Below are 12,478 nucleotides of genomic sequence, written 5' to 3' on the forward strand. Positions count from 1 at the left end.
GAATGTATTAAACGAATCCTCCTCATAGCGGGGATATGGACAGAGACACGGCCGAGCCACGGGTACGAGAGATGCCCGGGGAGAAGGCAAAACAGTGGGTCGAGTACCACCATCAGTTCTCCGCTCCGAGTACGTACGTCTACGACTTCGTCTGGGACATCACCGAGGAGTCCGAAGGTCCGTTCTGTACCGACGTCGACGGCAACGTCCTGCTCGACTTCACGAGCCACGTCGCCGCCGCGCCGCTCGGGTACAACAACCCGAAGGTGCTGGAGCCGCTCTCTGACCTCGAGCTGTTCGACCCGGTGAAGATCGCCGGACAGGACTTCTACGCCAGCGGTGGCTGGCCGCCCGAGGACCCCGACATCCCGACACCGACCCAGCTGATGGACCGTCTCATCGACGCGACGGACCACTACGACATGGACCGGGTGTTCCTCTCGAACTCCGGCGCGGAGGCCGTCGAGAACGCCATCAAGATCTGTTACAACCAGCGCGGGCACCGCGCGTTCACCTTCGAGGGCGCGTTCCACGGCCGCACGCTCGGTGCGCTCTCGCTCAACCGCTCGAAGACGGTCCACCGGAAGGGCTACCCCGAGGTGCCCGGCGTCGTCTCCGTGCCCTACATCTCGACCGACGAGGAGTACGAGCAGCGCTGGTGTACCGACGGCCACGGCGGCAACGTCCTCGCCGACAGGCTCCACACCGCCGGCAACATCGACCCCGACGAGGTCGCCTACATCATCCTCGAACCCGTCCAGGGCGAGGGTGGCTACCGCGTCCCCCACGACGGCTTCATCCACGATATCGCCGACATCCGCGACGAGCACGGTATCTACGTCATCGCCGACGAGATACAGGCCGGCCTCGGCCGCACCGGCAAGATGTGGGGCGTCGACCACCTCGACCTCACGCCCGACGTCATCACGTCCGCGAAGGGCCTGCGCGTCGGCGCGACCGTCTCCCGCTCCGATATCTTCCCGGAGGAGAAGGGTCGCCTCTCCTCGACGTGGGGTGCCGGTGACATCCTCTCCGCGGCACAGGGTGTCGTCACGATGGACGCCATCCACGAGTACGACCTCCTCGACAACGCGCAGGTGCGTGGCCGGCAGCTCTGGGAGACCATCGCCGACGCGGACCTCGACTCCGTCGTCGATATCCGCGGCCGCGGACTGATGTTCGCGGTCGAGTTCGACACCAAGGACCGCCGCGAGGCGGTGGTGAAGGAGGCGCTCCACCGCGGGCTGCTCACGCTGGGCTGTGGCTACAAGAGCCTGCGCCTGCTCCCGCCGCTCGACGTCACCGAGCGCGAGATCGAGCTCGGTGCGAACCTGTTCGTCGAGGCCGCCGAGGCCGCCGAGCGCGACGCGCCCGTCACCACGACGGACTCCAGCGACGCGTACTGAGGCAGAGAAAGAGTTCCTCCGGTGCCGTTTCAGAACTGGTAGCGGCGGTCGTCGTTCGTCTCCGGCTGCGGGAAGCTCCCGCCCGTCATCTCCTCGTAGGTCATCCCCGAGAGGTACTCGTCGTAGGTCACGTCGTACTCGGAGCGCAACTGGAAGTCGAGCTTGCCGGAGTCGACGGTCGTCTGGAACAGCAGGTGGACCGCGCGCTCGACCAGCTGGTCCGGGTCGGTGCCGAGGCCGGCGGCGAGCATCGCCAGCTCGTTCTTCGTCTCGCGGGCCAGCTCGAACTCGCCGTCGATGTCCTCGTACGCGTCGGTGACGTCCGCCTGTAGGTCGTCGAGTCCACTCATGACGGTCCGTAGCCGTTCGCGACTGAAGCGCGTTTCGTGTTCGTATCGACGCCTCGGTGGGGCCGTCGGAACGGTCGTGGACGGCCGGGCACCACCGGCGACCCGACCGGCAGCGACTGCACCGAGTGGCCTCGCTCCCGTCGTCGGCGAGGACTACAGCAGGCCACGCCAGGCGGCGACAGCGAGCCCTCGCAGCGACACGTCGGCATCGTAGCCCGCCGCCGCGGCGAGCCGGGACGGCGTCACGCTGGCCCCGAGCCGTGCGACCGGCGTGTGCCTGACACGGACCTCCACGGTGAGGTCGGCGGCCGAGAGCGCCCCGGTCAGGCGACTCCGCGGTAGCGGAATCGCGTCGACCCCCGCGACCAGGGTCCGGGCCGCCGACAGCGTCGGCGCGTTGACGACGAGCAGGCCCGGCTCGTTCCAGACCGCACACCGGCTGCCATCGACCGTCACGTCGAGTGCGACGTCGACAGACAGCGGTTCGACCGCGGTCGTCATCAGTCCTCGCGTGTCGTGATGCTGACCGTTCCGTCGATCTTCCAGTGTGCGTGCTGCGCATCCTCGCCTGCCTTGCTCGGCACCGCGACCTCCATCTCCTCGAAGACGTACTCGATCGTCGCCCCTCTCCCGGTCAGTCGTTCGTACAGTGCGATTCCTAATTCCGGCCAGGTGGTGGTCTCGGAGATCTCCTCTCTGGATGCCGTGTTGTCTGTGCTCATACCTCATACGTATCTTCGCCGTGGAGCCGGATAAGCACCGGCCCGCAACTGCTGGTCACGGGGGCGGTGGTCACGTGGACGGTACCGGACGACCACGCGCGTCGGCGGCTGTGCGTCCCGGTCGCGGAACCGTACCCCTTTTTGCCGCTCCGCTCCCAGGAGTGTGTATGTCGGTCACATCTGTACCCGACCGTATCGCCGTCGACCAGCACCGGTCGCAGACGGCGTGTTGCTGTTTCCGGTCGGGTGGGCGTGACAACGGGGTGATGCGCTGATGCTCGCCCGGCTCCGTGAGGACGTCGAGGCGGTGCTGGAGCGCGACCCCGCCGCGAAGAGCAGACTGGAGGTACTCACCTGCTACGCCGGCCTGCACGCCGTCTGGGCGCATCTGGTCAGCCACCGGCTCTGGGAGGGTGGGTTCCACCTGACCGCACGACTGCTCTCGCAGTTCGTCCGGTTCATGACGGGCGTGGAGATACACCCCGGTGCGCAGCTGGGCCGGCGCGTCGTCATCGACCACGGGATGGGCGTCGTCATCGGCGAGACGGCCGAGGTGGGCGACGACGTACACATGTACCACGGCGTCACGCTCGGCGGGAACTCGCCGCGGCCCGAGAAACGGCACCCAACCCTCGGTGACGGCGTCGTCGTCGGCGCGAACGCGACGTTGCTCGGCGACATCGACGTCGGCGACGACGCCCGTGTCGGTGCCGGCTCGGTGCTGACGAAGGACGTGCCCGCGGGGGAGACGTGGACGGGTGTGCCGGCGACCCGCGTCGGCGGACCGTCGGCGGCGGAGGAGCACGAGGAGTCCGACGCCGCCTCGGAGGGGTCGGAGTCGGTCGACACCGGGACGAGCGCCGACGAGTCCGTCGTCCCGGGCGACGGCGCGGAGGCCGAGGCCGACGACTAGTCGAGCGGAATCGACCCGTCGGTGGACTCGCCGCGGCCACAGCGTGGCACCCTGACGACGACGTCGTCGTCGGTCCGTTCTGCGGTCGCGTCCGTGGCAGTTATCGGGAACGGCGGCACGATGCGAGCGACGCGTTCGGTCCGCTCGACGCCGCCGTCGCGGTCGGTCTCGCCGAGCAGCCAGACGCAGAGCGCGCCGTTCGCGACCCGAACCTCGTGGTGGGTCTGCGCGCCGGGCGTGGGGTCGAGCCGGACGACGAGCTCGTCGCGGGTGACGGTCACGTCGCCGTCGCCGATGCGTTCGCGGAGGCCGAACAGCCGCTGTGCGACCCCGGCGATCGCGGGGACGACGACGCCGGCGAACAGCCCGTTACCGCGGAGCCGTTCGAGCGTGTACGAGGGTGGGGATTCGGGGGGTGTCGGCGGTCCCCGACGGCCCTCGCGCACGAAGCGGTCGCCGTCACGGCGGAACGTCGCCTCGTGTGCGACCGCGTCGTCGGCGTCGCAGGTCCGGAGCGTGGGTCGGACGAGTCGAACGTCCGAGGCGGCTCCGGGGAGTTCGGTGACGAGGACGCGTGCACAGGCCAGCGTGACGTGGTGGTCGAGCGCGGCGGTCGTCGTCAGCTCCTCGTCTGCGTGCAGGACGCGGTCGACCTCGGTGCCGCCGTCCGTGGGCCGGACACGGAGGGTGACCGCCTCGGTGTCGCCGACTGCGGAGCGGAGCCGGCACGTGAGCGCCTCCGGGGAGACGTTCGTGGGTCGCTGGTCGGACGCGGCGCGGTCAGTTCTGTCCGCGTTGTCCGGGTGCTGGTCGTCCCGCTCCGGGTCGGTCCTGCCGGTAGCCATCGATGGTGCCAACGAGGCCGACCGTAATAATTTTCAGGGGGAGAAGGTGGGAAACTGTCGACAGGTTCGACCGTCGTCGGGGCCGCGTACCGGTCGGACTCAGGCGTCGTCGCCGAGCAGGTACCGGGCGATGATCTTCTTCTGGATCTCCGTGGTGCCCTCGTAGATGGTGAGGATCTTCGCGTCGCGGTAGAACCGCTCGACCGGGAAGTCGGTGGTGTAGCCGTAGCCGCCGTGTATCTGGACGGCCTCGTTGGTCACGTCCATCGCGGCCTCGCTGGCGAAGTACTTCGCCTGACTGGCGAGGAACGCGGTCTCCATGCCGGCGCCCTCGGCCTTCTTCTGGGCGGCCTCCCGGGTGAGCAGGCGGCCGGCGGTGACCTTCGTCTGCATGTCCGCGAGCTTGTGGCGGATGGCCTGGAAGTCGGAGATGGGCTGTTCGAACTGCTCGCGCTGCTGTGAGTACTCGACGGCGGCGTCGAGCGCGGCCTGCGCGAGGCCGACGGACTGTGCGCCGATGGCGATGCGGCCACCGGTGAGGATCTGGAACGCGGCCGAGAGGCCTCGACCCTCCTCGGTGAGCTGGTACTCGGCCGGGATGCGGGCGTCCTCGAAGATGAGCGTCGTCGTGTCCGACGCTCGCAGCCCGAGCTTGTCCTCCTTCTTGCCGACACTCACGCCGTCGGTGTCGGCGGGAACGAGGAACTGGGTGATGGAGCCCGGGTCGTCACGGTCGGTCTTCGCGAAGACGACGTAGACGCCGGCGCGGCTGCCGTTCGTGATCCACTGCTTCTTGCCGTTCAGGCGGAACTCGTCGCCCTCGCGCGCGGCGACGGTCGACATCTCGGCGGGGTTCGAGCCTGCCTCGGGCTCGGAGAGCGCGAACGCGCCGACGGGGCGGCCGTCGACCATCTCGGGGAGCCACTCGTCGCGCACGTCCTGCGAGCCGAACTCGTCGATGCAGGAGGTCGCGAGCCCGTGGACCGACAGCGCGGTCGCCACGGCGAGCATCCCGTGGGCGAGCTCCTCGTTGATGATGGCGTAGGTCACCGGGTCGGCGTCGTAGCCGCCGTACTCCTCGGGGACGGTCAGCCCCGTCAGGTCCAGCTCCGCCAGCCCGTCCCAGACGTCCTCGGGGAAGGTCTGCTCCGCGTCGCACTCCCGGGCGACCGGCCGTAGCTCCGCCGCCGCGAACTCCCGAACGACGTCGCGGACGGCGGCCTGCTCCGAACTCAGATTCATACCCCTGCCTTCGGGGGCGAGTGGAAAAAGTTGCCCCATTCCCGCGGCGGGTGCGTCGACCCCGACGGGCTCAGTCCTCGACGAGCGCCTCGACCGGCGTCGCCCGCTCCCAGATACGTTCGAACACGGTCGCGCCCCAGTCGGCGGCGGCGTCGGACTCCCTGACGAGCTCTGTCTGTGGGTCGTACGTGCCGTCGAGCTGCGGGAGCGAGAGGTACACGCCGGACCCGGTGACGGTCATCGCGAACGCGATCTCGGCGACACGGATGTCCACCAGTTCGGCGAACGGCGGTGGCTCGTCGGCGTTCGAGTCGTCCTCGGGCCTGAGATCCAGTATCTCGGGGTCCAGCACCAACCGCACGGAGTCGGTGTCGCCCTCGAGCAGCGCGTCGGCGAAGCGGTCGTCGTAGACGGGAGCGAGGACAGCGACCTCGTCGGCGTCCGCGATGGCGGTCCGCACCCGCCGTGCCGCGCGGAACGGGTCCGTCTCCGGGGAGTCGACGACCTCGCAGCCGGCGAGCCGATGCAGCTCTCGGCGGTCCGGTTCGGGGAGGACGCCGAGGTCGTGCTCGTCGAAGTACGGGCGGGTCCCCTCGACGACGGACTCGACGGTTCCGACACGCTCCAGCAGGTCCGCGACGGCGCGTCCGGTGCCCGTGAGCGCCCACCGACCGTCCTCGCGCTCGTAGCAGAAGCCACGGTCCGACAGCCGGTTCATCGCGTCGTACACCGCCGACTCGCTGGCCGCGGTCGAGCCCACGACCGCCCGCCGCTCTCGTGGTTCGCTCGCGAGCGCGATGAGCACCTCCTGTCGGGAGCGCGAGCCACAGACGAACTCGACGCGTTCGGTCGGACCGACCATACAGATGGTGACGACGCGGCGGCCATATGTGTTTTCTTCTCGGCTGTATTACCATACTTTCCGAGGACGTCGGAACGTTCCACCCCGCTTCGGTCGTTTCGCGCAGGTCGGAATGGTAACCTTTAGGCAGCATACTACGGTACTTTCCAATGCTGTCTGTCGGTGCTTCCGGCGTACGCCTCCCTCGTCGTACGCCTTCGTCACCAACTCGTGCCCAGCCGGGGGGCTCATGCGCTCCTGCTACCGAGCCCCTCGGCCACCTTCGCTGGCGGGGCGTCGATGCCACCGCCCTGCGCGAAGGACCCGCTGCCGCCACCACCACCGCCGTAGTCGGCCGTCACCGCCTCCACCACGGCCGACGCGTCGTGGTCCGGCCCCGCCGCGACCGCGACGAAGGTCCGCCCCGACTCGCCGACCGCCACCACGACATCCGCATCCCGCCCCGCTGACGCCTGGAGCGGTTCTCGGCAGTCGTTCGCCTCGACGCCCTCGACCGTCGCGACCAGCCACGTCTCTCCATCGCGTTCGAACGGCTCCGCCGCCGTCAGCGTCGACGCCACGAGCCGCCGTCGTGCCGACGCGAGCTCGGACTCCAGCTCCTCGACCCGCTCGGAGAGCCGTTCCGCCGCTTCGGCGATATCCGTCGGCGCGGCGTCCAGCGCCCGCCCGGCGTCGAGCACCGCCCGCTTCTCAGCGGCCCGGTGCTCGATGCCCCGCTCACCCACCGCGAACTCGACTCTGGTCATCCCCTCGCCGGGGTTCGACCGCGAGAGCAGCGTGACGGGTCCGATCTCCCGGGTGTTCCGGACGTGCGTCCCGCCGCAGGCCGCGACGTCCCAGGGCCGCTCGCGGGGCTCGCCCGGCACCACGTCGCCCTCGCCGACCGTGACGACGCGCACCTCGTCGGCCCCCTCGAAGACGCCCTCCTCGGTCTTCGTGTTGAACGCGACGAACCCGTCCTCGCGGAGGTCCGCGAGCGGGACCGACTTCCAGCCCACCTCGCGGGACTCCCACACCGCCTGGTTCGTCAGCCGCTCCAGTTCGACCAGCGTCTCGTCGGTCACGTCGCTCGACGTCGTCAGGTCCACCCGGACCTTCTCATCGTCGATGCCGAAGCCGCCGTAGCCCAGGTCGTCACAGAGCCGACGGGCCGCCCCGTACAGCACGTGACTCGCGGTGTGGGCCCGCATGCAGTACATCCGGAACGCCCAGTCCACCTCGCAGAGCACCGACGAGCCCTCGCCGAAGGTCGGCTCCTCGGCGAGCGTGTGGACGTGCTCGCCGTCCCGGTGCTGTACGTCGACCACCGGCACGTCGCCGACGGTGCCCCGGTCGCTCGGCTGGCCGCCGCTCTCGGCGTAGAAGTAGCTCGTCTTCAGCCGGACTTCGCGCCCGTCGACGCCCGCGACCGTGGTCTCGAAGCGTGTCGTGTACGGCTGGCGCGCCGCGAGTTGCCCCGTCATTACGCGATTGCAAGACGGGCGGGCGAGAAAAACGTGCCGCCGGATTCAGTCTTCGGGCCGTGCATCGTGGCTGACACTCCCCCGGACCCGACGTCAGGCGAAGGAGTTCGCGATGGCGGAGACCGTCGCGTTCAGCACGTCCTCGCGCTCGCCGCGGAGGAACTCGAGGTGGCCGTCGCGACCGCCGACGACGCTGACGCCGCCCTCGGGGACCTCCTCGTCGACCTCGGTCCCGAGGTCGCGGACGTCGAGCGGACTGGTGCTCCTGATGTGGAGTTCGTCCTCGCCGAGGGCGAGGGTGACGAGGTCGGCCTCGGTGTCTTCGCCGTCCTGACGGTGGAGGGCGTCGAGGAGGAGCTCGGTCGGCGGGAAGTCGAACCGGTTGCTGAACGCGTCCGCGTCGAGGACGGCGAAGTCGACGCCCTCGGCGGAGCGCGTCGAGAGGTTCCGCCGGGCGGTCTTGAGCTCGCGGTCGAGCTTGGTGCGGAACTGCTCGCTGACGTGGCCCGCGAGCCCGTCGGTCTCCTCGAAGAGGATGTCGGTGATGAGCTCGCGCTTGTCCTTGTAGGACTGGTAGAACGCCTCCAGACCGACGGCCTCGCGGAGCTCGGTGGTCTCGCTCTCGTCGTAGCCGGCGTCGGAGGCGAGTTCGGTGTACGCTTCGGGGCTGTCCTCCCAGTAGCTCACCGCGGGGAGGTGCGCGAGGTCGTCGCGCACGTCGTCGTTGACGTGGGCGGCGACGTTCGCCGCGACCGCGGTCGTCGTCACGTCGGTCACGTCGTCGCTCGCGAGGTGCGGGTCGACGATGCCGCCCAGGTCGTCGGCGACCTCGGCGTCGGGGTAGCCCGAATCGATGACGAGGCACTCGGCCCCGTAGACGTCGAGCAGCTCGTAGCCCTCGCGGGACTCGAGCGTGCTGCCGAGGTCGACGAGGACGACGAGCGGGAGCTGCTCGCCGTGGCGCTCGCGCGCGTCCAGCATGTTCGTCACGTCGTCGGTCGCGGCGTCCATGCCGTAGACGGTGTCGTCGAGCGGGCGGCGCTCGCAGAAGTGGTACTGGGCGTCCTGGCGCTCGTGCTCCGCCTCGACGAGGGGGAGGACGGCGCGCTCGATGGCGGCACCGGCGACATAGCCGTCGGCGGTGGCGGTGTGGCGGACGACGACCGGGCGGCCCTGGATGACCGCGCGGCGGATCTCGGTCGCGACCTCGCGGACCTCGTCGGCGACGGCGGCGACGGCATCGTGGTCGGCGAGCAGGTCGACGCTGCCGGGGTCGGCCTGCTCGTCCAGTGCGGCGTCCATGCGCTCGGAGACGACGGTGGCGTCGTCGTCCTCGAGTGTCGTGAGGACCTCGGTCTCGATCTGGACCTCGTCGTGGTGGCGCTCGACCTCGCCCTCGAGGCGGACGACGTCGTCGACCTCCACGTCGGGGTAGGCGCGCACACCGGCCTCCTCGAACGCGGCGCACTCGACGACGCCCGTCTCGTCGCGGATCTCGAAGACGGTCGGGCCGGAGGTCTGACGGACGCTGACGACCTCGCCCTCGATGCGGACGACCTGTCCGACGAGGTCTCCGACGTTGTCGACCGTGCTACGTGCGAGCTCGGAGCGGCTCTCGGTGTCGTCGGTCTCGGCCGCTTCGGTCGGTTCGGCGTCGTCGGTCTCGGCCTGCTCGTCCTCGGTCGGCTCGGTGGCGTCGGTCTCGGCCTGCTCGTCCTCGGTCGGCTCGGTGGCGTCGGTCTCGGCCTGCTCGTCCTCGGTCGGCTCGGTGGCGTCGGTCTCGGCCTGCTCGTCCTCGGTGGCGTCGTCGGTCTCGGCCGCCTTGGCCGCGTCGACCGTCTCGTCGCTCCCCTCGGCTTCGCCCTCCGAGGGAGCCTCCTCGGTGGCGTCGGAGTCCGTCGTCGCGGGGGCCGCGTCGCCCTCGTCGGGCGTCCGGACCTTCTGCTTGGCGGCGGCGTTCCCGCCGGCGGCGACCGGTTCGGCCTCCTCGTCGGGTTCGTCGGGCTCGTCGGGCAGTTCGTCGCCCTCGGGCGTCTGGACGAGTGTGCCACGGAAGTCGGACTCGCGCTGGCGGATGGACCAGCCGAGGTCCACGTTGCCGTTGTCGCGGATGTCGGTGACCTGGACGTAGACCCTGTCGCCGGCGTCCCAGTCGAGACTGTCCAGTCGGCGGTCGAGTTCGCTTCGGTGCAACAGGCCGGTGACGGAGGTCCCGATGTCGACGAACACGCCGAACTCGGCGAACCCGTCGACCGACCCCTCGTAGTAGCGGCCGGGCTTCAGCTGGTTGGCTCGGTTGCCTTCGAACGTGAAGACGACGTCCTCCTCGTGGCTCGAACAGATGTGCCCGTCGACGGAGGCACCACAGATGATACAGTTACCCATTTGACCGAGTAGAGAAGACCCGGCCTAAAACGGTTGTCGAATCTACCTCAGCGATAGAGCGACAGGTACAACATGCTGAACCCGACGATGAAGGGGATGGTCTCCGCCACCTGAAAGTACGTCGCGGTCTCGGCGGTGGCCTCGCGCGTGATCTGCGTGCTGATGGTGGTCAGGGCGACGCCCATGCTGATGAACGCGAAGCCGATGAACGCCGACTCCAGTCGCTTGCCGCCCTTCTGGTTGTACGCCTGGAAGCTGATGAACGTCAGTCCGAGCGCGAGCGCGAACAGCACGAGGCGCAGCCCCATCAGGAGCACGTCCGCCACGGCGCTCAGGTCGACCACCGGGTCTCACCTCCGGCTCGTCGACGTCTCTGGCTCTCCCGACGCCTGTGATCACCGACCGAGCTCGTCCCAGAGGCTGGAGAAGCGGTCCGGCAGGTTCTCCTTGCGATAGATACGGATGTCGTACTCATCTTCTTTGAGCCGAATGACAGTCGCGTCGAAGTTCGACTTGAACGCGTCGTAGTGGTTCCCGTCACGGGCCACGAGCGTCTCCGACGTTATCAGTTCGTGTTCTTTGAGCATCTCGATACGACGATAGACCGTCGGGAGCGAGAGGTCACAGAATTCGGCCACCTCCTTCGCCGACCGTGGCTCCTCACTCACGGCTGCGAGGACCTCCCGGGCGGTCTCGTCACCGATTGTATCGAGTATCTCTTCGATTGGCCGCTCGTCGTCCACGAGTTTACGTGACCGGTTGGCGACTAAAAGGTTTGTGTCCGAAGGGATTCAGACCTCGAATAGCGTGGAAATAAACACGCTAGATAACTCGGTTATTACATCCGATGAAAACGCTAACTGGACGTTATATGGGTAGCCGATAATGGGGAGGTATGGCAACGACTGACGACTCAATAGACGGGTTGACCGAACACTGCGAACACTGCAGCACGGAGACGCTCCACAAGGTTTCCGTCCAGATCATCACCGAGAGCAGCAAGCAGGAGAACGCCCAGTTCTCCCGTGAGCCGTACCGCGTGAAGGAGTGCCAGAGCTGCGGCGAGCGCTCCAGTCAGCGGATGAACAACGCCTGACCCGTTCGGCAATCCCACACCGGAGCGGTGGCGGTCACTCGAAGACCGGGGAGTCGGCCGCCAGCGACTCCACGTCTGCTGCCATCTTCTCTGCTTCCTCGGGGAACAGGGACACCTGCACCTCGTTCCCCGAGTCGTCCTCGAAGACGAACTTGAGTCGTTTGTCGCCGAACTCGCGTACCTCGACGGCTTCGACGTCGAACAGCTTCGCCGAGGCGGACTTGTTCGTCGGGCCCACGTTCTTGATGCTGCCGTCTTTCAGTTCGACCATGAACTCGTCGAGTTCGAGTGCGAGCATGGCCGACAGTTCTCGACGGCGGACCATAGTCGTGGGTGGTCGAAGCGGTGCCTGCCCCGAATTCCCGGCTACCGACGCGCGTACCTTGAAGTAGCTACCGGACGAATTCGGGAGTGCCATGGAACTCACCTGGTACGGACACTCGACGTTCGGTGTGACGGTCGGCGAGACGGAGCTGCTCATCGACCCGTTCTTCGACAACCCGAAGACGGACACTGACCCGGAGGAGCTCGACCCGGACTACGTCCTGCTCACACACGGTCACGCCGACCACATCGGCGACGTTGACCGCTACGAGGGTGTCGAGCTCGTCGCCACGCCAGAGGTCGTGGAGTACTGCCGGGACGAGTTCGGCGACTACGAGGCCGTCGGCGGGATGGGCATGAACATCGGCGGCACGGTCGAGTGCGGCGACGCCTACATCACGATGCACCGCGCCGACCACACCAACGGGATGGAGACCGGCTACGGCACCTCCGGCGGGATGCCGGCCGGGTTCGTCATCTCGGATACGAAGCCGACGCAGGTCACCGACGAGGAGAGCGAGACGTTCTACCACGCGGGCGACACCGGGCTGATGACCGAGATGCGCGACGTCATCGCACCGTACCTCGAACCCGACGTGGCCGCGGTCCCCATCGGCGACCACTTCACGATGGGTCCGTGGCAGGCCGCCATCGCGGTCGACTGGCTCGACGTGGACTTCGCCCTGCCGATCCACTACGACACGTTCCCGCCCATCGAGCAGGACCCCGACGACTTCGCCCGCGAGGTGCGCGCGACGGGCAGCGACGCCGAGGTTGTCGTCCTCGAGGGCGACGAGAGCTGGACCCTGAGCGAGAACCTGCTCGACTGAGGGGTACTCCCCCTCGACCCGCTCGAAGCGCTGATGCGAA

The 12,478-nt window shown here is 68.4% G+C and carries 15 protein-coding genes; 4 read left to right on the forward strand and 11 right to left on the reverse strand.

What is annotated here, in order from left to right; translation table 11 throughout:
• The first annotated feature begins 35 nt into the window (after positions 1-35).
• Positions 36-1,406 (forward strand): aminotransferase class III-fold pyridoxal phosphate-dependent enzyme, encoded by a 1,371-nt coding sequence (locus NOW55_RS01595; protein ID WP_256398303.1) that lies wholly within the window; start codon positions 36-38, stop codon positions 1,404-1,406.
• A 29-nt stretch (positions 1,407-1,435) separates the two neighbouring features.
• On the opposite strand, the gene NOW55_RS01600 is transcribed toward NOW55_RS01595, so the two are convergent.
• The 3 genes from NOW55_RS01600 to NOW55_RS01610 form a co-directional block, all read right to left on the reverse strand.
• The gene (locus NOW55_RS01600; protein WP_256398304.1) at positions 1,436-1,756 is read right to left on the reverse strand and encodes a ribbon-helix-helix protein; all 321 of its coding nucleotides are present in this window, start codon (positions 1,754-1,756) and stop codon (positions 1,436-1,438) included.
• A 153-nt stretch (positions 1,757-1,909) separates the two neighbouring features.
• On the reverse strand, positions 1,910-2,257 hold the full coding sequence (locus NOW55_RS01605) for a hypothetical protein (RefSeq protein ID WP_256398305.1): 348 nt from the start codon (positions 2,255-2,257) through the stop codon (positions 1,910-1,912).
• Complete coding sequence (locus tag NOW55_RS01610) at positions 2,257-2,478, reverse strand: hypothetical protein (RefSeq protein ID WP_256398306.1); 222 nt, start codon at positions 2,476-2,478, stop codon at positions 2,257-2,259. The genes NOW55_RS01605 and NOW55_RS01610 overlap by 1 nt, the downstream gene beginning before the upstream one ends.
• 274 nt (positions 2,479-2,752) lie before the next feature.
• On the opposite strand from NOW55_RS01610, the gene cysE reads away from it, so the two are divergent.
• Positions 2,753-3,391, forward strand: coding sequence for a serine O-acetyltransferase (cysE, locus tag NOW55_RS01615; RefSeq protein WP_256398307.1), 639 nt, complete (start codon positions 2,753-2,755; stop codon positions 3,389-3,391).
• On the opposite strand, the gene NOW55_RS01620 is transcribed toward cysE, so the two are convergent.
• The 7 genes from NOW55_RS01620 to NOW55_RS01650 form a co-directional block, all read right to left on the reverse strand.
• The gene (locus tag NOW55_RS01620) at positions 3,388-4,236 is read right to left on the reverse strand and encodes a hypothetical protein (RefSeq protein WP_256398308.1); all 849 of its coding nucleotides are present in this window, start codon (positions 4,234-4,236) and stop codon (positions 3,388-3,390) included. The two genes, cysE and NOW55_RS01620, sit on opposite strands and share 4 nt — an antisense overlap.
• A 99-nt stretch (positions 4,237-4,335) precedes the next feature.
• Complete coding sequence (locus NOW55_RS01625; protein ID WP_256398309.1) at positions 4,336-5,478, reverse strand: acyl-CoA dehydrogenase family protein; 1,143 nt, start codon at positions 5,476-5,478, stop codon at positions 4,336-4,338.
• A gap of 70 nt (positions 5,479-5,548) precedes the next feature.
• On the reverse strand, positions 5,549-6,340 hold the full coding sequence (locus NOW55_RS01630; protein WP_256398310.1) for a helix-turn-helix transcriptional regulator: 792 nt from the start codon (positions 6,338-6,340) through the stop codon (positions 5,549-5,551).
• A 227-nt stretch (positions 6,341-6,567) separates the two neighbouring features.
• Complete coding sequence (locus NOW55_RS01635) at positions 6,568-7,803, reverse strand: alanyl-tRNA editing protein (RefSeq protein WP_256398311.1); 1,236 nt, start codon at positions 7,801-7,803, stop codon at positions 6,568-6,570.
• Positions 7,804-7,896: 93 nt separating this feature from the next.
• On the reverse strand, positions 7,897-10,188 hold the full coding sequence (locus tag NOW55_RS01640; protein WP_256398312.1) for an OB-fold nucleic acid binding domain-containing protein: 2,292 nt from the start codon (positions 10,186-10,188) through the stop codon (positions 7,897-7,899).
• Positions 10,189-10,235: 47 nt separating this feature from the next.
• Complete coding sequence (locus NOW55_RS01645; protein WP_089735021.1) at positions 10,236-10,496, reverse strand: DUF7521 family protein; 261 nt, start codon at positions 10,494-10,496, stop codon at positions 10,236-10,238.
• 87 nt (positions 10,497-10,583) lie between these two features.
• Complete coding sequence (locus NOW55_RS01650) at positions 10,584-10,931, reverse strand: winged helix-turn-helix domain-containing protein (RefSeq protein ID WP_089735019.1); 348 nt, start codon at positions 10,929-10,931, stop codon at positions 10,584-10,586.
• A gap of 152 nt (positions 10,932-11,083) precedes the next feature.
• On the opposite strand from NOW55_RS01650, the gene NOW55_RS01655 reads away from it, so the two are divergent.
• On the forward strand, positions 11,084-11,284 hold the full coding sequence (locus NOW55_RS01655; RefSeq protein ID WP_256398313.1) for a DUF7835 family putative zinc beta-ribbon protein: 201 nt from the start codon (positions 11,084-11,086) through the stop codon (positions 11,282-11,284).
• Between the two features lie 34 nt (positions 11,285-11,318).
• Here the strand turns inward: NOW55_RS01655 and NOW55_RS01660 are convergent, their stop codons facing one another.
• Positions 11,319-11,582: a hypothetical protein gene (locus NOW55_RS01660; protein WP_256398314.1), complete on the reverse strand. Its 264-nt coding sequence runs from the start codon at positions 11,580-11,582 to the stop codon at positions 11,319-11,321.
• A 118-nt stretch (positions 11,583-11,700) separates the two neighbouring features.
• Here NOW55_RS01660 and NOW55_RS01665 point away from each other — a divergent pair, with 118 nt between their 5' ends.
• Positions 11,701-12,438 (forward strand): metal-dependent hydrolase, encoded by a 738-nt coding sequence (locus tag NOW55_RS01665; RefSeq protein ID WP_256398315.1) that lies wholly within the window; start codon positions 11,701-11,703, stop codon positions 12,436-12,438.
• The last annotated feature ends 40 nt before the right edge of the window (positions 12,439-12,478 follow it).

Source organism: Haloarchaeobius litoreus (assembly GCF_024495425.1).
Lineage (GTDB): Archaea > Halobacteriota > Halobacteria > Halobacteriales > Natrialbaceae > Haloarchaeobius > Haloarchaeobius litoreus.

Excerpts from the sequence above, each read along its gene's own strand:
- NOW55_RS01625 (WP_256398309.1), bottom strand. The coding sequence starts at position 5,478 with ATGAATCTGAGTTCGGAGCAGGCCGCCGTCCGCGACGTCGTTCGGGAG.
- NOW55_RS01660 (WP_256398314.1), bottom strand. The coding sequence starts at position 11,582 with ATGCTCGCACTCGAACTCGACGAGTTCATGGTCGAACTGAAAGACGGC.
- NOW55_RS01610 (WP_256398306.1), bottom strand. The coding sequence starts at position 2,478 with ATGAGCACAGACAACACGGCATCCAGAGAGGAGATCTCCGAGACCACC.
- NOW55_RS01595 (WP_256398303.1), top strand. The coding sequence starts at position 36 with ATGGACAGAGACACGGCCGAGCCACGGGTACGAGAGATGCCCGGGGAG.
- NOW55_RS01630 (WP_256398310.1), bottom strand. The coding sequence starts at position 6,340 with ATGGTCGGTCCGACCGAACGCGTCGAGTTCGTCTGTGGCTCGCGCTCC.
- NOW55_RS01640 (WP_256398312.1), bottom strand. The coding sequence starts at position 10,188 with ATGGGTAACTGTATCATCTGTGGTGCCTCCGTCGACGGGCACATCTGT.
- NOW55_RS01645 (WP_089735021.1), bottom strand. The coding sequence starts at position 10,496 with ATGGGGCTGCGCCTCGTGCTGTTCGCGCTCGCGCTCGGACTGACGTTC.
- NOW55_RS01655 (WP_256398313.1), top strand. The coding sequence starts at position 11,084 with ATGGCAACGACTGACGACTCAATAGACGGGTTGACCGAACACTGCGAA.
- NOW55_RS01665 (WP_256398315.1), top strand. The coding sequence starts at position 11,701 with ATGGAACTCACCTGGTACGGACACTCGACGTTCGGTGTGACGGTCGGC.
- NOW55_RS01600 (WP_256398304.1), bottom strand. The coding sequence starts at position 1,756 with ATGAGTGGACTCGACGACCTACAGGCGGACGTCACCGACGCGTACGAG.
- NOW55_RS01635 (WP_256398311.1), bottom strand. The coding sequence starts at position 7,803 with ATGACGGGGCAACTCGCGGCGCGCCAGCCGTACACGACACGCTTCGAG.
- cysE (WP_256398307.1), top strand. The coding sequence starts at position 2,753 with ATGCTCGCCCGGCTCCGTGAGGACGTCGAGGCGGTGCTGGAGCGCGAC.
- NOW55_RS01605 (WP_256398305.1), bottom strand. The coding sequence starts at position 2,257 with ATGACGACCGCGGTCGAACCGCTGTCTGTCGACGTCGCACTCGACGTG.
- NOW55_RS01620 (WP_256398308.1), bottom strand. The coding sequence starts at position 4,236 with ATGGCTACCGGCAGGACCGACCCGGAGCGGGACGACCAGCACCCGGAC.